General features: G+C 74.6%; 7 protein-coding genes. 6 read left to right on the forward strand and 1 reads right to left on the reverse strand.

Annotation, left to right across the window (positions count from 1 at the left end; translation table 11 throughout):
- Positions 1–9: 9 nt before the first annotated feature.
- Both E1193_RS08135 and E1193_RS08140 read left to right on the forward strand, forming a co-directional pair.
- Entirely contained in the window at positions 10–7176 is a 7167-nt protein-coding gene (locus E1193_RS08135) for a non-ribosomal peptide synthetase (protein ID WP_279433309.1), read from the forward strand.
- Positions 7173–13412 carry a non-ribosomal peptide synthetase gene (locus E1193_RS08140; RefSeq protein WP_132181769.1) on the forward strand — a complete coding sequence of 2080 codons (6240 nt, stop codon included), beginning with the start codon at positions 7173–7175 and terminating at the stop codon, positions 13410–13412. Before E1193_RS08135 ends, E1193_RS08140 begins: the two co-directional genes overlap by 4 nt.
- A gap of 85 nt (positions 13413–13497) precedes the next feature.
- Here the strand turns inward: E1193_RS08140 and E1193_RS08145 are convergent, their stop codons facing one another.
- Positions 13498–14829: a salicylate synthase gene (locus tag E1193_RS08145; protein ID WP_207922624.1), complete on the reverse strand. Its 1332-nt coding sequence runs from the start codon at positions 14827–14829 to the stop codon at positions 13498–13500.
- A 252-nt stretch (positions 14830–15081) separates the two neighbouring features.
- Between E1193_RS08145 and E1193_RS08150 the strand changes: the two genes are divergently transcribed.
- The 4 genes from E1193_RS08150 to E1193_RS08165 are packed head-to-tail and all read left to right on the forward strand — an operon-like array spanning position 15082 to position 20607.
- Positions 15082–16251, forward strand: coding sequence for a siderophore biosynthesis protein (locus tag E1193_RS08150; protein ID WP_132181771.1), 1170 nt, complete (start codon positions 15082–15084; stop codon positions 16249–16251).
- Complete coding sequence (locus E1193_RS08155; RefSeq protein WP_132181773.1) at positions 16248–17870, forward strand: IucA/IucC family protein; 1623 nt, start codon at positions 16248–16250, stop codon at positions 17868–17870. Before E1193_RS08150 ends, E1193_RS08155 begins: the two co-directional genes overlap by 4 nt.
- Positions 17867–19465, forward strand: a complete 1599-nt coding sequence (locus E1193_RS08160) for an IucA/IucC family protein (RefSeq protein WP_132181775.1) — start codon at positions 17867–17869, stop codon at positions 19463–19465. Before E1193_RS08155 ends, E1193_RS08160 begins: the two co-directional genes overlap by 4 nt.
- The gene (locus E1193_RS08165; RefSeq protein WP_132181777.1) at positions 19462–20607 is read left to right on the forward strand and encodes an alanine racemase; all 1146 of its coding nucleotides are present in this window, start codon (positions 19462–19464) and stop codon (positions 20605–20607) included. Before E1193_RS08160 ends, E1193_RS08165 begins: the two co-directional genes overlap by 4 nt.
- Positions 20608–20633: the final 26 nt, after the last annotated feature.

Below are 20633 nucleotides of genomic sequence, written 5' to 3' on the forward strand. Positions count from 1 at the left end.
CCGGTACCCCTGCCCACCGACCGTCCGCGCACCACCGACGGAACGCCGACCGGCGGTCGGCTGGGCCGGCGGCTGCCCGCGGCGCTACGCGAACGGCTGCACGCGGTGTGCCGAGCCGAGGGCGTCACCCCGTTCATGGCGCTCCTCGCCGGATTCACCGGCCTGCTGCACCGCGTCGGCGGCGTACCGGACCTCGTCGTCGGCTCTCCCGTCGTGACCCGCACCGACCCCGGCGCCGACCGGCTGATCGGCAACTTCGGCAACACCCTCGCCCTGCGCACCCGGACGACGCCGGCGACGACGTTCCGCGCCTTCCTGCAGCACGTCCGCGAGGAGTGTCTCGCCGCGTACGCCCACCAGCGGGTGCCGTTCGACACCCTGGTGCAGGAACTGCGACCAGAACGCAGCGCCGGGCAGCACGTCTGGTTCGACGTCCTCTTCTCGGTGCGCAGCGACGTGTGGGCGGCGCTCGACCTGCCCGGCGTCACGGTGGCGGAACACCCCGTCGACAACGGAGCCGCAGCCTTCGACCTGGCGGTCGCCGCGGTGCTGGAAGCCGACGGCACCCTCGGTCTGGACGTCACCTACCGCGCCGACCGGTACGACGCCGTCACCGTCGAAGGCCTGATCGACCGCTACGCGCGGCTGCTCGACGCCGCGCTGACCGACCCGGACACTCCCCTCGGCGACCTCGAACTGCTCGCTCCCGGCGAGCGGGACATCGTCCTGAGCGGCTGGGGCAGCGACCCGCGGCCGCTGGAGCGGGCCACCATCGCGGAGCTGTTCCGCGCACAGGTCCGGCGCACACCGGACGCGGAGGCTCTGGTCTGGGAGAACGCCGACCCGGCGACCGGAACGCGACATGTGCTCAGCTACGCCGCCCTGGACAAGCGCTCGGATCTGCTGGCGGGTGCGCTCGCCGCGCGCGGCGCCGGACCCGGGGCCCTGGTGGCCGTGGCGCTCCCCCGCTGCGGCGAGTTTCTGGTCTGCGTGCTCGCCGTGCTGAAGGCCGGCGCGGCGTACCTGCCCGTCGATCCCGAGTACCCGAGGGACCGGATCGCGCTGATGCTCGACGACGCCCGTCCCGCACTGCTGGTGACCGACTCCGCGACCGCGCCGGCGCTGCCCGACGACACGCCGCCGGTGTTCCTGATCGACCGGGACGCCGCGGCGGGGGCGGTCCCCGAGCCCTGCCCGGCCGTGCCGGAGCAGGCCGCCTACGTCATCTACACCTCCGGGTCGACCGGCCGCCCGAAGGGCGTCGTGGTGACGCACGAGGGCGTCCCGAGCCTGGTCTCCACCATGGTTGGCGAGTTGGGCGTCGGGCCCGGGCACCGGGTGCTGCAGTTCGCGTCGATGAGCTTCGACACCTCGGTGTGGGAGTGGACGATGGGGTTGCTCACCGGCGCCACGCTGGTGGTCGTCCCGGCGGAGCAGCGCCTCGGCCCCCCGCTGGCCGACTTCTGCGCCCGCCACGGCATCACCCACCTGACGCTGCCGCCCGGAGTGCTCGCCTCCCTGCCCGACGAGCGCGCGCTGCCCGCCGGGGTCACCCTGATCGTGGCCGGCGAGGCGTGCCCGCCCGAACTGATGCGGCGCTGGGCGGCCACCTGCCGCATGTTCAACTCGTACGGCCCCACCGAGACCACCGTGGACGCCACGCTGTGGGCGTGCACCCCCGAGCACACCGGTCCCGTGGTGCCGATCGGGGGGCCGGTGCACAACACCGCCGTCCGACTGCTCGACGAGCGGCTTCACCCGGTCCCGCCCGGTGCCGCCGGCGAGCTGTACGTGGCCGGCGACGGCCTCGCCCGCGGCTACCACGACCGGCCCGGACTCACCGCCAGCCGCTTCGTCGCCGACCCCTACGGCCCGCCCGGCAGCCGGATGTACCGCACCGGGGACCTGGCCCGCTGGACCACGGGCGGCGTTCTGGAGTACCTCGGCCGGGTGGACCACCAGGTCAAGATCCGAGGCTTCCGGGTGGAACCGGGCGAGGTGGAGCAGCTGCTGCGCACCGACGCCTCGGTGGCGCAGGCCGCCGTGGTCGCCCGAGAAGACACCCCGGGTGACGTGCGCCTCGTCGCCTACGTCACCGGGACCGACCCGTCGCCCCAGCAGTTGCGCAACGACCTGGCCCGTACGCTGCCCGCGCATCTCGTACCGGCGGCGGTCGTCGTGCTGGAGAGGCTGCCGCTGACCAGCAATGGCAAGCTCGACCGCGCGGCCCTACCCGCGCCGGTCTACTCGGCCGGGCCCGGTCGGGCGCCCTCCTCGACTCTGGAGGCGCGGCTGTGCGCGGTGTTCGCGGCCGTCCTCGACGTGGCCGCCGTCGGGCCCGACGACGACTTCTTCACGCTGGGCGGCCACTCGATGCTCGCCGCCCGACTGATCACCCGAGTCCAGGCCGAGGTGGGCGTGCGACCCACCCTGCGATGCCTGTTCGACGGGCCCACGCCCGCCGCCCTGGCGCGTGCGCTGGCGCCGGCGGTCGCGCCGGGACCCGCCGACGCGCCCGCGGCGCATCCGACATCCCAGGCGGCGGTTCATGCTCCCGCCCCGCCCTCGTTGGCGCCGCGTGCCGACGACGGTCCGACCCCGTTGTCGTTCGCCCAGCAACGGCTGTGGGTGTTGCACCGTCTCGAGAACGCCGGTGCCGCCTACCACATCCCGTTCGGGCTGGTCCTTGACGGCCCGCTGGACGCGGACCTGCTCGATGCCGCGCTGCAGGACGTCGTCGCCCGGCACGAGATCCTGCGGACGATCTTCCCGGAGCGGGACGGAACGCCGTACCAGGTGCTCCTGCCCGTCGGGCCGCGGCTGGCCGTCCGGGACGTCACCGCGGCGACGCTGGACGCCGAGCTGACCTCGGCCGCCGCCCGGGTCTTCGCGCTCGACGCCGAGGCACCGCTGCGCGCCACACTGTTCAGGCTCGCGCCGGACAGGCACGTGCTGCTCCTGCTGCTGCACCACATCGCGGGCGACGGCCGGTCGCTGCCCGTGCTCGCCCGCGACCTCGCCACGGCGTACACGGCCCGGCGCTCGGGGGCGGCGCCCGCGTGGACCGCGTTGCCGGTGCAGTACGCCGACTTCGCGGTATGGCAGCGGCGGGCGCTCGGGCATGCCGACGACCCGGAGAGCCTCACCGCCCGGCAGGCGGCCCACTGGCGGCAGGTCCTCGACGGTGCGCCGGCCGAGCTGCGTCTGCCCACCGACCGGCCCCGGCCGGCCGAGTCCTCGTACGTCGGCGAGCTCACCCGGTTCACCATCGAGGCCGGGCAGGCCCGGGCCGTCCGGGAGCTGGCGGCCCGGTTGGGGGTCACCCCCTTCATGGTGTATCAGGCCGCCGTGGCGGCCCTGCTCACCCGGCTCGGCGCCGGCGACGACATCCCGCTCGGCACGCCCGTGGCCGGCCGCGGCGTGGAACCGCTCGACGACCTGGTCGGTTTCTTCGTCAACACGCTGGTGCTGCGCACGGACACGTCCGGCTCACCGACGTTCGAGCAACTGCTGCGTCGGGTCCGGCAGACCAACCTGGACGCCTACGAACACCAGGATCTGCCCTTCGAGAGGCTCGTCGAGATCCTGAACCCGCCGCGGTCCGCCGCCCGGCACCCGCTGTTCCAGGTGATGGTGGTGCACCAGAGCGGCACCGCGTCGGAGCTGCCCGTTGCGGGGCTGACCAGCCGCCCGTACGTCGTGGCCACGCAGACGGCCACGTTCGACCTGAGCCTGACGTTCATCGAGGACTTCGACCCCGCGGCGCCGGGCATGGTCGGCGGGTTCGCCGAGTACAGCGCCGACCTGTTCGACCGGGACACCGTGGACACGCTGACGGCGCGGCTGGTGCGGCTGCTCACCGCCGCGCTCGCCCACCCGTACCGGCCGATCGACGAGCACGATCTGCTCACCGCAGCGGAGCGGGCGGTGCTGGTGGCGGAGCCGCCACCCGCCCCCGCCGCGCCGGCGCTGCCGGAGGCGTTCGCCCGGCAGGCCGGCCGTACCCCGGAGGCGGTCGCACTCGTCGTGCGCGCCACCACCGGCGAGTTGTCGCGGCTGACCTACGCCGCGCTGTCCACGGTCGTGGACCGGATCGCCCGGCTGGTGACGGCGCACGGCGCGGGGCCCGACCGGTTGGTCGCGCTGGCCCTGCCCCGCCGTGACATGGTGCCCGCCCTGCTGGGCACGCTGCGCTCCGGCGCCGCGTTCCTGCCGCTCGACCCGGCGTACCCGCAGGACCGCCTGGCGGCGATGCTCGCCGACGCCGACCCGGTCTGCCTGCTCACCACCCGGACGCTCGCCGCGGACCTGCCCCGTCCTCCAGGGCTGCCCGTGGTGTTCGTCGAGGACGACGCGCCGCCCGGGGCGGTGCTGGACCCGCGGCCGCCGGCGCCCGCCAGCGCGGCGTACGTCATCTACACCTCCGGCTCCACCGGCCGCCCGAAGGGGGTGGTGGTCAGCCACGCCAATCTGGCGAACCTCTTCGCGGCCCACACGGGCACGCTCTTTCCGCCCGAGGTGGCCGCGGTCGGCGGGCGCCGGATCCGGGTGGGCCACGTGGCGTCGTTCGCGTTCGACGCCGCCCTCGACCCCGTGGTGCTGATGGTCGGCGGGCACGAGTTGCACGTCCTCGACGAGGCCGGGTATCCCGATCCCGAGGCCGTCACCGCGTACGTGGCCGAGGAGCGCATCGACTACCTCGACCTCACCCCGGCCCACCTGCAACAGCTCATCCGGCACGGCCTGTTCGCGCCGGACCGCCATCGGCCGGCGCTGCTCGGGCCGGGCGCCGACGCCATGCCGGACGCGCTGTGGCGCGACCTCGGCGCGCGGGCCGACCTGCACGCGTGGAACTTCTACGGGCCGACCGAGTGCACCGTCGACGCCGTCGTCGCCCGGGTCACCGGCGCGGGGACGCCGCGGATCGGCCGGCCGATCGCCGGTATGACCGCGTATGTGCTCGACGCTCGGCTGCGGCCCGTGCCGCCCGGTGTCACCGGCGAGCTGTACCTGGCCGGCGCCGGCCTGGCCCGCGGCTATCTGCGGCGCCCTGCGCTCACCGCCGAGCGGTTCGTCGCCGACCCGTTCGGTCGGCCCGGCGCCCGCATGTACCGCACCGGCGACCTGGCCCGGTGGGTCGACGGCGAACTGGAGTGCCTCGGCCGGGCCGACGACCAGGTGAAGATCCGCGGCTTCCGGATCGAGCCCCGCGAGATCGAGGCGGTCCTCAGCCGGCACGCGGGTGTCGCGGAGGTCGCGGTGGTCGCCCGCGACGACCTGCCCGGCTCCCGTCGCCTGGTGGCGTACGTGGTGCCCGCGCCCGGTCACCACGCCGACCCGGACGGCTGGCGGGCGCACGCCGCCGCGGCGCTGCCCGAGTACATGGTGCCGTCGCTGTGGGTGCCGCTCGACCGGCTTCCGCAGACCGCCAACCGCAAACTGGACCGGGCCGCGCTGCCGGTACCGCAGCTGCCGGCAGCCGACAGCGGGCGGAGCCCTGCCGACGCCGTCGAGGCCCTGTTCTGCGACCTGTTCGCCGTGCTGCTCGACCGCGACCGGGTCGCCGCCGACGCGAACTTCTTCGAGCTGGGCGGGGACAGCATCGTCTCGCTGCAGTTGGTGAGCAGGGCGCGGGGCGCCGGGTGGCTGGTCGAGCCGCGCGACGTGTTCCGCCACCAGACACCGGCCGCTCTGGCCGCCGTCGCACGGGCCGTCCCCGACGCGGCGCCCCGAGCGGCGGACGACGGCATCGGCCCCATCGGCGAGACGCCCATCGTGGGATGGCTGCGCGAACTCGCCGCGTCGGCCGACCCACCCGCGCCGATCGACGGTTACAGCCAGGGCATGGCGCTGCGCACCCCGGCCGGACTGACCGTCGAGCGGCTGACCGGCGTGCTCCAGGAGGTCCTGGACCGGCACCCGGCGCTGCGGGTCACGCTGGTGACCGCGGCGGACGGACGCTGGCAGCTGGCGGCCGCGCCCCCCGGCGCAATCCGCGCCGACGACCTGCTGCGGGTGGGCGACGGCGCCCCGGCCGACGAGGCACGGGCCGCCGCCCAGCGACTCCGACCGGCGGACGGGGTGCTGGTGCAGGCGGTCTGGCTGCCCGCGCGAGAGCAGCTGGTGCTGGTCGTGCACCACCTCGTCACGGACGGGGTGTCCTGGCGGATCCTCTGCGCCGACCTGGCCGCCGCGTGGCGCGGCACCACGCCGTCGCCGACTGGCACATCGCTGCGGGCCTGGTCCGCTCGGCTGCGCGACTACGCCGGGCGACCCGAGACGGAGGGCCAGGCGCCACAATGGTCAACCGCCCTGGACGCGCCGGGGCCGTTCGGTGACCGCCGGCTCGACCCGGCCCGGGACACCACGGCGACGCAGCAGCGCCGGGTGGTCACCCTGGCCGCCGACGTCACGCAGGCGCTGCTCACCCGGCTGCCCGTGGCCTTCCGCGCCGATCCGGCGGACGCGCTGCTGACCGCCCTGGTGCTCGCCGTCGCCGAGTCGCGCCGCGGCGGCGGGAGGTCGACGGCCCTCGCCGTCGCGTTGGAGGTCCACGGTCGGGAGGAGACCATCTGTCCGGGGACCGACCTGGCCGGCACCGTCGGCTGGTTCACCGCCGTGTACCCGGTCCGGCTCGACCCCGGACCCGTCGACCTGGCCTCGGCGCGGGCCGGTGGCACGGAGATCGGCCGAGCACTCAAGGCCGTCAAGGAGCAGCTGCGCGCGATCCCCGACGGCGGACTCGGGTACGGCGCGCTGCGCCACCTGAACCCGCAGGCGGCCCCGACCCTGGCGCAACTGCCCGCCCCGGCGGTCTGCGTCAACTATCTGGGTCGCCTCGGCGGTACCGGTGACGAACCATGGGAACCGGTGGCCGACGGGCTGTTCCACCACGTCGACCCGGCGCTGCCCCTCGCCCACCAGCTGGAGATCGACGCCTGGATCGCACCCGGAGCCGACGGCGCGGCCCTGCACGCCACCTGGTCGTGGGCCGGCGCCGCCCTCGACCCTGACGAGGTGCACACGCTGGCCGACCGCTGGGCGGCATACCTGGCCGCCCTCGCGGCACACGCCGACGATCCTGCCGCCGGCGGCCTGACGCCCTCCGACGTACCCCTGATGACGATGAGCCAGGACGAGATCGACGACTTCGTTTCCGATTGGAGCTTCTCGTGACGATCCGTCCCGAGCTCGACGACATCCTTCCGCCGACCCCGCTGCAGGAGGGACTGCTCTTCCGCGCCGAACTGGACGCCGACGGGCCGGACGTCTACGCCGGACGGCTGGTCCTCACCCTGCGCGGACCGGTGGATCCGGCTCGGCTGCGGGCCGCCGCGCAGGCACTGCTCGACGCCCACCCCATGCTGCGCTCGGCGTTCCGTCGCAACCGGCAGGGCAGGGCCGCCGCGCTGGTGGCCCGTCAGGTCCCGGCATCCTGGGAGTACGCCGACCTCGGCGCGCTGCCCGCCGAGGAGCAGAAGATCGCCGAGCGGCGGCTCGCCGAACAGGACCGACAGCGGCGGTTCGACCTGGGTCGGCCGCCACTGGTGCGGTTCACCCTGATCCGGCTCGCCGACGACGTGCACCGCTTCGTCCTCACCGCCCACCACATCGTCCTCGACGGGTGGTCGCAGCCGTTGCTGGTACGGGAGCTGTTCGCCCGGTACGCCGGCGAGACACCGCCACCCGCCCCGGCGCCCCGGCGCTACCTCGCATGGCTCGCCGCACAGGACCGCCCCGCCGCCGAGGCGGCCTGGCAGGTGGCGCTGTCCGGGATCGGAACGCCCACGCTCGTCTCGCCCGGCGCGGACGCCCACGTGCGGGAGCACCCGAGACGCGTCGTCGTGCAGCTCGACGCCGCGACCACGGCGCGACTGACCGCCACGGCCCGGTCGCAGAGCCTCACTCTGGGCACCGTCGCGCAGGGGGCGTGGGCACTCGCCCTGGGGCGGACGCTCGGCCGCGACGACGTGGTGTTCGGCACCACGGTGTCCGGTCGGCCCGCCGACCTGCCGGGTGCCGAGGCGATGATCGGGGCGTTCGTCAACACCGTCCCGGTGCGCGTCACGCTGCCGCCGGCCGAGCCGTACGCCGAGGCACTGCGCCGCCTGCAGGAGCAGCAGTCCGAGCTGGGCCGTCACCAGCACCTCGGACTGGCCGACATCCAGCGGGTCGCCGGCGGGCGGGAGCTGTTCGACACGCTCGTCGTGGTGGAGAACTATCCCTTTGATGCCGAGGGTCTCGCCGACCTGGCCCCCGGGATACGCCTCGCCGGCTCCTCCGGTGACGAGGGCGTGCACTATCCGCTCGCCGTCACGGTGCTGCCCGGCGAGCAGCTGCGGCTGGAGCTGGGGTACCGCCCCGACACGCTGACCGATCAGCAGGTGCGGCAGGTGGCCGACCGGCTGGTCCGGGCGCTGACCGCGTTCGCCACAGCGCCCGGCACGCCGCTGGGCCGGGTCGAGCTGCTCGACGCGGCCGACGCCGGGCCGTTGGTCGGCACCACCGCTGCCGTACCCGACACGACGTTGGCCGCGCTGCTGGCCGAGCAGGCCGCCCGCACACCACACGCCACCGCCGTGGTCGCCGATGGCGTCGCCCTCAGCTACGCCGAGTTGCACGAACGCGCCGGGAGGGTGGCCGCCTGGATCACCGCACAGGGCGGCGGACCCGGCACGGTGGTGGGGGTAGCGCTGCCCCGCTCGACCGACCTGGTCGTGGCGCTGGTCGCCGTGCTGCGCGCTGGCGCCGCCTACCTGCCCCTGGACCCCGACTACCCGGCCGACCGGCTCGCCCTGATGGTGGCCGACGCCGCCCCGGCCGCGCTGCTCACCGACACGCCGACCCGCGCCGTCCTGCCGGCTGAGGAGTCAGCGGTGCTGGCGTTGGACGATGCCGACCTCCCGCCCGTGACGGCCGGCGGGCCGACGGTGCGGCCGGAGGATCCGGCGTACGTCATCTACACCTCGGGCTCCACCGGCCGCCCGAAGGGCGTCGTCGTGTCGCACCGCGCGATCGTCAACCGGCTGCTGTGGACCCAGGCCGAGTACGGGCTCACCGCGGACGACCGGGTGCTGCAGAAGACACCGTCGAGCTTCGACGTCTCCGTGTGGGAGTTCTTCTGGCCGCTCGTCACCGGTGCCACGCTGGTCGTGGCCCGGGCGGGTGGCCACCGCGACCCGCGCTACCTGGCCCGCCTCATCCGCGACGAACAGGTCACGACCGTTCACTTCGTGCCGTCGATGCTGCGGGCGTTCCTGGCGGAGCCGGAGGCGGCCGGGTGCGCCGGCCTGACCCGGGTGCTCTGCAGCGGCGAAGCCCTGGGCGTCGACCTCGCCGACGCGTTCCACGCGCGGTACGGCGGCGCGGTCGAACTACACAACCTGTACGGGCCGACCGAGGCTGCCGTGGACGTCACCGCCTGGCCGTGCCCGCCGGGCGCGGCCAGCGTGCCGATCGGCCGCCCGGTGTGGAACACGACGGTGTACGTGCTGGACGCGGCGCTGCGGCCGGTCCCGGTGGGCGTGCCCGGGGAGCTGTACCTGGCGGGACGGCAGCTCGCCGACGGCTACCTCGGTCGGCCCGGACTGACCGCGCAACGGTTCGTCGCCGACCCGTTCGGCCCGCCCGGCAGGCGGATGTACCGCACCGGCGACCTCGTTCGCCGCACCGCCGACGGAGTGGTCGAGTATCTTGGCCGCACCGACGCCCAGGTCAAGATCCGCGGGTTCCGGGTGGAGCCGGGCGAGGTCGAGGCGGCTCTGCTGGCGTTGCCCGGCATCCGCGCGGCGGCGGTGGTCGCCCGGCCGGAGCTGGGGCTGGTCGGCTACGTCGTCGGTGACGGGCCCGATCCGGCCGTCGTGCGGCAGGCCCTGGCCGCGACGCTGCCCGCGCACCTGGTGCCCGCCACGGTCGTGGTGCTCGACGCCCTGCCCGCGACGCCGAGCGGCAAGCTCGACCGGAGCGCGCTTCCCGCGCCCGAGCGTCTGCCGGCCAGCGCGGGACGCCGGCCGCGTACTCCCGCCGAGGAGTTGCTCTGTGAGTTGTTCGCCGAGGTGCTGGAGGTCGAGGCGGTCGGCATCGACGACGATTTCTTCGCGCTGGGCGGCCACTCCCTGCTCGCCACGCGACTGGCCAGTCGGGTCCGCACCGTGTTCGGGGCTGAGCTGGCGCTGCGTACCGTGTTCGACCACCCGACCGTGGCTGCGCTGGCGACCCGGCTCGACGCCCAGGACACACGGCCGGTGCTGCGGGCCGGGGTCCGGCCTGACCCGCTGCCGCTGTCGTACGCCCAGGCCCGGATGTGGTTCCTGTACCGCCTTGACGGCCCGAACCCCGCGTACAACATGGCCTTCGCCGCCCGGATCACCGGCGACCTGGACGTCGCGGCGCTCCGCGCGGCGCTCGGCGATCTGACCGACCGGCACGAGGCGTTACGGACGGTGCTGGCGGACGAGGCGGGTGCCCCTCGCCAGGTCATCCTGCCCGCCGCGGCGGCGCGGCCGGCGCTGCCGGTCACCGCCGTCGAGGAAGACGACCTGGCCGGGATGCTGGCCGCCGCCGCTCGCCGGCCGTTCCGGATCGACGCGGAGTCGCCGTTCACGGCCGAGCTGTTCTCGCTCGGCGCGGACGAGCACGTACTCGCTCTGGTGGTGCACCACGTCGCGGCGGACGGGTGGTCGGCGCTGCCGCTGCTGCGCGACCTCGCCGCCGCCTACACGGCGCGCACGGGCGGCCGGGAGCCCGGCTGGTCACCTCTGCCGGTGCAGTATGCCGACCACGCCGTCTGGCAGCGGGGCCTGCTGCGCGACGACGACGATCCCGAGTCGCTCCTGAACCGTCAGGTCGGCTACTGGCGTAAGGCCCTCGACGGGCTGCCGGAGGAGCTGACCCTGCCCACCGACCGGCCCCGTCGCGCGGTGCCGAGCCTGCGTGGCGGCTCGGTGGAGGTGGCTGTCCCGGCTGGGCTGCACCGGGCGGTGCGGGCGCTGGCCCGGCGGTGCGACGCGAGCGTTTTCATGGTGCTGCACGCGGCACTGGGCGCCCTGCTGACCCGGCTCGGCGCTGGCACGGACATCCCCATCGGCACGCCGATCGCGGGGCGCACCGACGACGCCGTCGACGGGGTGGTCGGCTTCTTCGCGAACACGCTGGTGCTGCGGACCGACACCAGCGGCGACCCGACGTTCCGCACCCTGGTGGCACGGACCCGGGAGACCGACCTGGCCGCGTACGCCCACCAGGACGTTCCGTTCGAGCGGCTCGTCGAGGTGCTCAACCCGACCCGGTCGATGGCCCGGCACCCGCTGTTCCAGGTGATGCTGAGCCACCAGGTCAGGCCGGAGCTGGAGCTGCGGCTCGGGGCGTGCCGGGTGGCGCAGGAACCGGTGGACACCGCGACCGCAAAGTTCGACCTGGCGTTCGAGGTCGTGGAGGAGCCCGGCCGCGCCGCGATGACGCTGGGCGTGGAGTACAGCACCGACCTGTTCGACGACACCACGGTACGCAGCCTCGCGACCGGGCTGGTGCGGCTGCTCGCGGCCGTCACCGCCGAGCCGGAGCGTCCCATCGGCAGCCTGGAGTTGCTCAGCGCCGACGAGTACGACCGGGTGCTCGCGCAGGGCGCGGGGCCGGCGGTCGACTGTCCGCTGCGGACCATCGTCGAGCTGTTCGAGCACCAGGTGTGCCGCACCCCGGACGCTCCCGCGCTGGTCTGCGGTGACGTCGCGTACACGTTCGCCGAGCTGGACGCCCGCAGCGCGGAGTTGGCCCGCCTGCTCGTCGCCCACGGCGCCGGCCCCGAGACGGTGGTGGCGCTGCTGCTGCCCCGGACCGCAGACACCGTCGTGGCGCTGCTCGCCGTGCTGCGGGCCGGAGCGGCGTACCTGCCGATCGACCCCGGCTATCCCCCGGGGCGCATCGAGCACATCCTCGCCGACGCGGACCCGCTGCTCACGGTCACCACCGGGCGGCTCGCCACGCTGGCCGATGGACCGGTGCTTCTGCTCGACTCGCCCGAGGTGCAGGACCGGCTTGCCCAACCCGGCGCGGGTGACCTGCCCCGGCCACGGCCGGAGCACCCGGCGTACGTCATCTACACGTCCGGTTCGACGGGGCTGCCCAAGGGCGTGGTGGTGGAACACCGCAGCATCGCGAACCTGTTCCACAGCCACCGCGAGCTGCTGTACCGGCCCACCGTCGCCGCGGCCGGCGGCCGGTCGCTGCGGGTCGCGCACGGCTGGTCGTTCGCGTTCGACGCCTCCTGGCAGCCGCAGCTGTGGCTGCTCGACGGACACGCGCTGCACCTCGTCACGGAGGACACGCTGCGTGACCCGGCGCTGCTCGTCGACTTCGTCGAGCGACACCGGATCGACTTCATCGAGGTCACGCCGTCGCATGCGCTGCAGCTGGCCGGGGCGGGCCTGATCCGTGACGGGCGCTCACCGTTGCTCGCCTGGGGCGTCGGCGGCGAGGCCGTCCCGACGCCACTCTGGCGGCAGCTGCGGGACCTGCCAGGGACTGCGGCGTTCAACCTGTACGGGCCGACCGAGGCCACCGTCGACGCCCTCGCCGCCCGGGTCGCCGACAGCGAACGGCCCCTGGTCGGCCGGCCCACCGCGAACACCCGGGCGTACGTGCTGGACCGGACGCTGCGGCCGGTGCCCAGCGGCGTCGTCGGCGAGCTGTACCTGGCCGGGGCCGGGCTGGCCCGCGGCTACCTGAACCGGCCCGGGCTCACCGCGGAGCGCTTCGTCGCCGACCCCTACGGCCCGGCCGGCAGCCGGATGTACCGCACCGGCGACCTGGCGCGCTGGATGCCGGACGGTGCGATCGACTTCCTCGGCCGCACCGACGAGCAGGTCAAGATCCGCGGCTTCCGGATCGAGCTGGGCGAGATCACCGCTGCGCTGTCCGCCGACCCGGCCGTGGCACGGGCCGCTGTCGTGGTACGCGACGACCCGCCCGCCGGAAAGCGAATCGTGGCCTACTGCGTCCTGGCCGAGGGAGCCCGGCTCGACCCGGCGGCGCTGCGCTCCCGGCTCGGCCGGATGCTGCCCGACTACATGATCCCGTCGGCGTTCGTCGCGCTGGCCGAGCTGCCGCTGACGGAGCACGGCAAGCTCGACCGGCGGGCGCTGCCGGCACCGACGGGAGACGACAGGCCGCAGGGCCGCCGCCCGGGAACCCCAGAGGAGGCGTCGCTCTGCGGTCTGTTCGCCGAGTTGCTCGACGTGCCCGAGGTCGGTGCGGACGAGAGCTTCTTCGACCTCGGCGGGCACTCGTTGCTGCTCGTGCGGCTGCGCGAACGGGTCCGTGAGGTCACGGGAGTCAACCTGGGTATCGCCGAGTTCTTCGCCCGTCCCACGGCGGCAGGGCTGGCGGAGCTGCTCACCGTCCGCGCGGCGGTCTGACACGCACGCGTACCCGGTGACCGAGCACGGTCACCGGGTACGCGGTCTCGGTGCCGCCGCGGCATTTCGCCGGGGCGCCCGCGGACTAGCGGTGCAGGTAGTGGCTGATGCTGCGCAGCTTCTCGGCGGTCTCCTCCAGCTCGCGCTCGGGGGTGGACTGTTCGACGATGCCGGCGCCCGCGCGCAGCCAGGTCCGGCCCTCCTGCTGGAAGACCGATCGCAGCACCAGGGCCGCGTCCATCGAGCCGTCCGCGTCAACGGTCAGGACCGCCCCGCTGTACAGGCCACGTGGCGCGTTCTCGAGCCGGTCGATGGCCTCGCACGCGGCGGCCTTCGGGACACCTGACGCGGTGATCGCCGGGAAGAGCACGGCGAGCGCGTGCCAGGCGTTGCGACCGCTGTCCAGCGTGGCACTGACCCGCGAGGCGAGGTGCTGCACGCTGCCCCGCTCCTTGACGTCCATGAAGTCGTCGACCTGCACCGTCCCGGGCACCGCGACGGCGGCCAGTTCGTCGAATGCGAGCTTCACGCTGATCGCGTGTTCGAAGATCTCCTTGGCGTCGGCCTGCAGGTCCATCCGGAGCGCGCCGTCGAGCAGCGGATCGCCGTGTCGGGCGCGGGTGCCCGCCAGCGGCTGCGTGGACACCTTGCCGGCGGCGGACACCTCGACGACCGTCTCGGGGCTGAAGCCGGCGCACCGCAGGTCGCCGAGGTCCAGCAGGTACGAACGAGCCGGGGTGTTGGCCCTGCGCCCCGCCTCGTACGTGGCGAACAGGTCGACGTCGCCGTCGACCGGCACGAGGCGGGACAGGATCACCTTCTGGTACCGCCGGGCCCGGATCTCCTCGACCGCGCTGGACACGACAGTGCGGTAGAACTCGGCATCGTGCCCAGTGTCGGCCGGCGGCAACGGCATGGCGGCGGACGGAACGGCCCGCGTGGCGGCGTCCACAGCGGACATCAACGACCGCAGGTCGGCGACGTCGACCGCACGGACGTCGACGGTTTCGGCAGTGATCCGTACTTCCTGGGTGGGAACGATCAGGCGCAGCAATGGCCCACGAGCGGCTGCGGGGTCGCCGTGCAGCAGGTGGCTGAGCCCGAATCCGGCCCAGCCGTACGCGCGCGCACCCGCGATCGGGCAGCCGTCCAACGCATCGGCAACGGTCTGCAGCGGCTTTCCGCCTGCGGGACGAGCCGTCCATCCGGCTGCGTCCCGGATGCGCAGCTCGTCGGCGTACAGCACCAGCTCGTACGCGGCCCCTGAGGCAAGCGACCAGGTGCCGCTGTTCTCGTAGAGGACGTACGGCCCCGACGTCGACCGGGCCAGCTCGGTAGCCAACCGAAGGGGGTCCACCGCACCGACGAGCCGACCCGAGTGGTAGCGGGTACCGACTTCCCGGTCAACTTCCAACAACCCACGACGTTCCAACCCCGGTGCCTCCTCTTGCAGGCGGTCCCCTGCAGACGCCGGGCACCGCGCCTCGTGCGCAGGTCCACACCACAGCGCCTGTTAGGTGAGCCTACCCTTATTCCTGGGAGTGGCGGTAGACGCCACACTCCCCTCAACCCCAAACCCCCGGGCAACCAGCAGCCCTGTCAGAAGACGCGCCTCGGCATTAGGATAGGCTTGCCTAAATGTGACCATCGGCCAGTCGACGGAGGCGGGATGCGGCTGTACCTCACCGCGCTCAACCCCACCGACGCCGTCCTGGAAGGATTCCTACCGGCAGCGGCCTCGCTCGGGCTGCCGGTCACGGTGCTGACCGACCGGCCCGAGCAGTGGCCCGCCGGGACGCCGGTCGCCCGGTGCGCCGTCCGCGACGCGGCGGCCGTCGTCACGGCGGCGACCCGGCCGGCGGCGCTGCTGTCCAACAGCGACCATCTCCAGGAAGCGACCGCGATCGCCGCCCGCAAGCTCGGCCTGCCGGGCAAGGACCCCGCCGCCGCCCGGCGCTGCAAGGACAAGGCCGCCGCCCGCCGGGCCGTCGCCGCCGCCGGGCTCGATCTGGTCCGCGCCGTCGCCGTCGACCCCGGTACGACGCCCGCGGTGCCGGACGGGATGTTCCCCGCCGTGGTCAAGCCCCGCGACGGCGTCGCCAGCGAGGACGCCTACCTGGTGACCGACCCCGGTGACCTGGCTGCCCGGATCGCCGAGATCCACCGACGACGGCCCGAGGTCGCGCTGGTGGTCGAGGAGTACCTCGCCGGCGAACTACGGACGTACGACACCCTCGGCGACACTGCCGGCCTCGCCGTCATCGGCGGGTGGCACACCGGCCTCGGCCCGCCACCGACGTTCACCGAGACGAGCCTCGACTGGTCGCCCCCGCCGGAGCGGGACGACATCGCACTACGGGCGCGGCTCGACGCGCTCGCCGTGCGCTTCGGCGCCTGCCACACCGAGTACGTCGTCCAGGACGGTCGGGTGCGGCTGATCGAGGTGAACTACCGCCTGATCGGCGACCGGATGGACCTGATCCTCGCCGAGCTGCTCGGCGTTCCGCTGTTCGAACACGTCATCCGGCTGCACCTCGGTGAGCCGCTGACCGCCCTCGACCTGCCCGCACCGGCCTCCGTCGCCCGGCACGCCCGCGTCGAGTACGTCTGCGCCGACCGGTCGGGGCGGCTCGCCGCCGCTCCCGGCCGGCTGGACACCGTCCAGGACGGTGTCCGGCTGGCCTGCCGACCCCTGCGCGAGGTGGGCCGGGTCGCCGACCGGACCGGCACCAACCGCGACTACCTCGCGGCGCTGCACGCCGTCGGCCCCGACCGGGACAGCGTCCGGAATGCGCTCGCCGCTTTCCGACGGGACCTGCGGTGGACAATCGTCGGATGATCGACGACAGCGAGCGGGAGCTGTTCGGCCGGGTGCTCGACGCCCTGCTGCGCGAGGACCACCTCGACCTGCTCAGCCGCGGCCGGCCCGCCGACCCCGGCTGGTGGGCGGCGCCGCACCCCGCCGGGCTGCTGCGGATCCCGGTCCGCGCGGACGGTTTCCAGCAGGACCTCCGCAGCGCCGCGCCCGTGCTGCAAGTCGTCGCCGACGGCAACGCCCGCGAGGTGGACACCCTGCAAGGTCTGCTGGCGCTGCTCGCTCCACGGGACGACCCGGAGGCCGAAACCGGCTGGCAGGCGTTCAGCGCCGAGTGCCGGGCCGACCTTCGGGCCCGCCGGCTCGCCGCCGGGGCCCGGCGGCGGGTACTCGCGGCGGTCGTGGCCGAACGCGCGACCGCCCCCACCGGCATGCCGGCAGCGCTGCTCGACGACGTGCTCGCCGCGTACGCCGGCCACCCGGTCTACCCCACGGACCGTTGCCGGCACGGGCTCGGCGACGACGACCTGCTCCGGTACGCCCCCGAGCACGGGCCCCGCCTCGCCCTGCGCTGGTACACCGCCCGCGCCGAGGCGGTGCGGCTCACCGGTGACCTCCCCGACTGGTGGCCGCGGGCGCGACGGACCGACCGGGTGCTGATGCCGGTGCATCCACTCACCGCGGAACGCTACGGGCTGCCGGTGAGCGACCGGCCGGCGATCACCGTACGGCCCACCCTCTCCATGCGGACGGTGGCGCTCGCGCACGACCCGTACACCCATCTGAAGCTGCCGCTGCCGACCGCGACCCTCGGCGCCCGGAACCGGCGGACCCTGCAACCCGACACCCTCGCCGACGGCGCGGCGGTCGCCGGGTTGCTCGACCGGATCGCTACCGCGGAACCGGCCTTCGCCGGCCGGATCCGGCACGCCGACGAGAGCAGCTACGGGCACGTCGGCGACGACGACCGGCTCAGCTTCCTGCTCCGCCGCTTCCCACGCGACCTGGCCGGGGTCCGGGTGGTGCCGGTCGCGGCCCTCGCCGCGCCCGATCCGGTGGCGGGCACCGTGCTCGGACGGGTCACCGCGCGACCCGCGGACCTGGTGGAATCCTATCTGGACCTGTTGCTCGACTGGCACGTCTGCCTGTGGCTACGGCACGGAGTGGCCCTCGAGGCCCACCCGCAGAACATCCACCTGCTGGTGCATCCGGACGGAACGGTCGGCCTGCTCTACAAGGACAACGACGGCGCCCGGCTGGACTCACGCCATCGCGGGCCCGGTGGGCCCCCGCTGCGGGACGACCGGATGTGGGCGCGCGACCCGCAGGAACTGGCCGACGTGTTCGTCACCATCACCCTGCACCTGGCCGCGGCGGCACCCCTGCTCGCCCTCGCCGCCCACGGGGTACGCGTACCGTCGCCGGCCGCCGCGCTGGCACCGAGGCTGGCCGCGGCGCGCGACCGCTGGGGCGACGGCCCGGCGGCGCGGTTCTTCACCGAGCGGGTGCTGCGCGCCGCCCGACTGCCGGTCAAGGCGATGCTCACCGCCGGCACCCTGCTACCGAAGCAGCGGCTCGGCTGCACCGACGTCAACAAGTACTACCGGCGTACCGGCCCGAACTATCTGCGGGAGACACCATGACGGACACGGTGTCCCGACCGAGGCCACGCCTCGACGCTCACCGGCACGCCGACCTGGCCGCCGCCCACGCCGTCCTCGGCTGCCTGGTCCGCGAGATCGCCCTGCCCGACGGCGACGTGACCGTGGCCGCAGGCGCGGCGGTGCTCCGGTTACGGCACCTCGACGTGGCGCTGCGCTGCGCCGTCGCGCGGATCTCACCGGTCGGCGCGCACCGTTACACTGGCCCGGTGCAGCTGCGGCTCGACGGCGACCGGTGGACGGACCTGGACGCGAGCCGCCTGGCGGAACTGGTCGCCGCGGAGCTCACCGCCCGCACCGGCCGGACGAACGACGAGTTCATCGGGCAGGTGCGGGCCAGCCGGGACGCGGTGACCCGGCTGCTGGCCGAGCGGCCGGACCGGGATCCCACCCCCACCGGTGAACCCGCCATCGACGCGTACGTGGATTCCGAGCAGTCGCTGCTCTTCGGCCACCCGCACCACCCCGCCCCGAAGTGGCGCAGCGGCGATGCGGACAAGTGGCGGGCGTACGCGCCGGAGCTGCGCACCGCGTTCCGGCTGCACTGGCTCGCCGTCCCGGACGACCTGGTCGCGGGGGCCGGGCCGTTCGATGCGATGGTGGCGGCCCTCGACCCACCGCGCCCGCCGGCCGGGCACCGGGTGTTGCCCGTACATCCCTGGCAGCTGGCGCTGATCCCGCCCGCGCACCCACAGGTCCGTCGGCTGGGTCCGGCCGGCGTCCCGGTGCGCCCCACGGCGAGCGTCCGCACCCTCTACGCCCCCGAAGCCGACCTGTTCCTCAAGACCAGCCTGCACGTGCGGATCACCAACTGCCTGCGCAAGAACGCCCGGTACGAACTCACCGGTGCGGTCGCCCTGACCGACCTGTTGTCCCGGGTGCCGACGCCGGCCGGGGTCGCACTGCTCACCGAGCCCGCCTACCGCACGGTCGACGCGCCGGGCGCGGACGAGGCGTACGGCACCATCCTGCGCACCGGCCTGCGTCCGCACCTGGGCCCCGGGGAGACCCCGCTACTCGCGGCGGCGCTCGCCGCCGCACCGCTGCCAGCGGTGGACCCGGTGCCCTGGTGGCGGGCGTACGTCGAGCTGCTGGTGCCGGCGGTCCTGCGCTGCTGGCTCCGTCACGGCGTCGTGCACGAGGCGCACCTGCAGAACGTGATCGTGGTGCTCGACTCGGACCGCCGCCCGGTGAAGATGCTGCTGCGGGACCTGGAGGGGGCGAAGCTGGACACCAGCCGGTGGGCCACCTGGCCGGACGGCGTCCCGTCGCAGGCCGCGTACGAGCCCCGGGACGCCCGCCGCCGCGTCGTCTACTGCCTGTTCGTCAATCACCTCGCCGGCGTCTGCGGCGCGCTCGCCGACGCGCGGCCCGGCATCGAACCCCAGCTGTGGCGGGAGCTCGGCGCGGTCGTCGCGGCGGTGGCCGCCGACCTCGGCGACCCGCCCGAACTGCGCGCGCTGCTGCGCGGCGAACCGCTGGCGGCCAAGGCGAACCTCCTGGTCCGGTGGCAGCGCGACGCCGACCGCGCCGCGCCGTTCGTGCCGGTCCCGAACCCGATCGGATCGCGGCGGTGAACGGGCCGGTCTACGTGCACGACCTCGACGGCCTGGCCGCGCACGCCCGGTCCATCCGGGCGGCGTTGCCGAGTCGGGTCGAGCTGCTCTACGCCGTCAAGGCGAACCCGGACCCGGATGTGCTGCAGACCCTCGCCCCGGTCGTCGACGGGTTCGAGACCGCCAGCCGCGGCGAACTGCGGCGGATGGCCGAAGTGCTGCCCGGACGGGCGCCGGCCGCGTTCGCCGGGCCCGGCAAGACCGCTGAGGACCTCGCCGCCGCCCTCGCCGCCGGGGTGGACCGCATCCACGTCGAGTCGCCGGCCGAGCTGCGACGCCTCGGCGCGCTGGCCGTCGCCGGGGGCACGCCGGCCCGGGTGCTGCTCCGGGTGAACCTCCCGGTGGAAGCGCCCGGGGCAAGCCTGATCATGGGCGGGCGACCCAGTCCGTTCGGGATGGACCCGACCGACGCGGTGGAATGCGCCCGCCATCCGCCGCCCGGCGTCGAGGTGCGGGGCGTCCACGCCCACCTGGCCAGCGGGCTGGACGCCCCGCTCGCCGGCGCGGTCGCCGCCGCCGTGGTCCGCTGGGCGGTCGCCGAGGTCGACGCCGCAGAGGTCGACGTGGGCGGCGGCATGGCCGTCGACTACGCCGACCCGGCGGCGCGGTTCGACTGGGTGGGCTACGGCCGGGCGCTGGCGAACGTCCTCGACGCGCACCCGGGGCTGCGGCTGCGCGTCGAGCCGGGGCGGTCGGTGACCGCATACTGCGGGGCGTACCTGGCCGAGGTGATCGACGTGAAGCGCTCGCACGGCGAGTGGTTCGTGGTGGTGGCGGGCGGTACGCACCACCTGCGTACACCTGCCGCGAAGGGGCATCCGCAGCCGTTCACGGTGCACCGGCGGCAGGATGCCGACGGCCCCCGCACCGACGGCGGACCGGTCACCGTGGTCGGGCAGCTGTGCACCCCCAAGGACGTCCTGTCCCGGTCGGCCACCGCAGGACCGATCGGTGTGGGCGACGTGCTGCTCTTCGCCATGGCCGGGGCGTACGCCTGGAACATCAGCCACCGCGACTTTTTGCTGCACGACCCACCGGCGTTCCGCACCGGTGATCCCGAGCAGGTGGCCGCCGACTGGGCGGCCCGACCGGCCCGGTCGTAACCCGCAAGCACGGGCGCTCCGGCACC

The sequence above is a fragment of the Micromonospora sp. KC606 genome, assembly GCF_004348675.1.
Taxonomy (GTDB): domain Bacteria; phylum Actinomycetota; class Actinomycetes; order Mycobacteriales; family Micromonosporaceae; genus Micromonospora.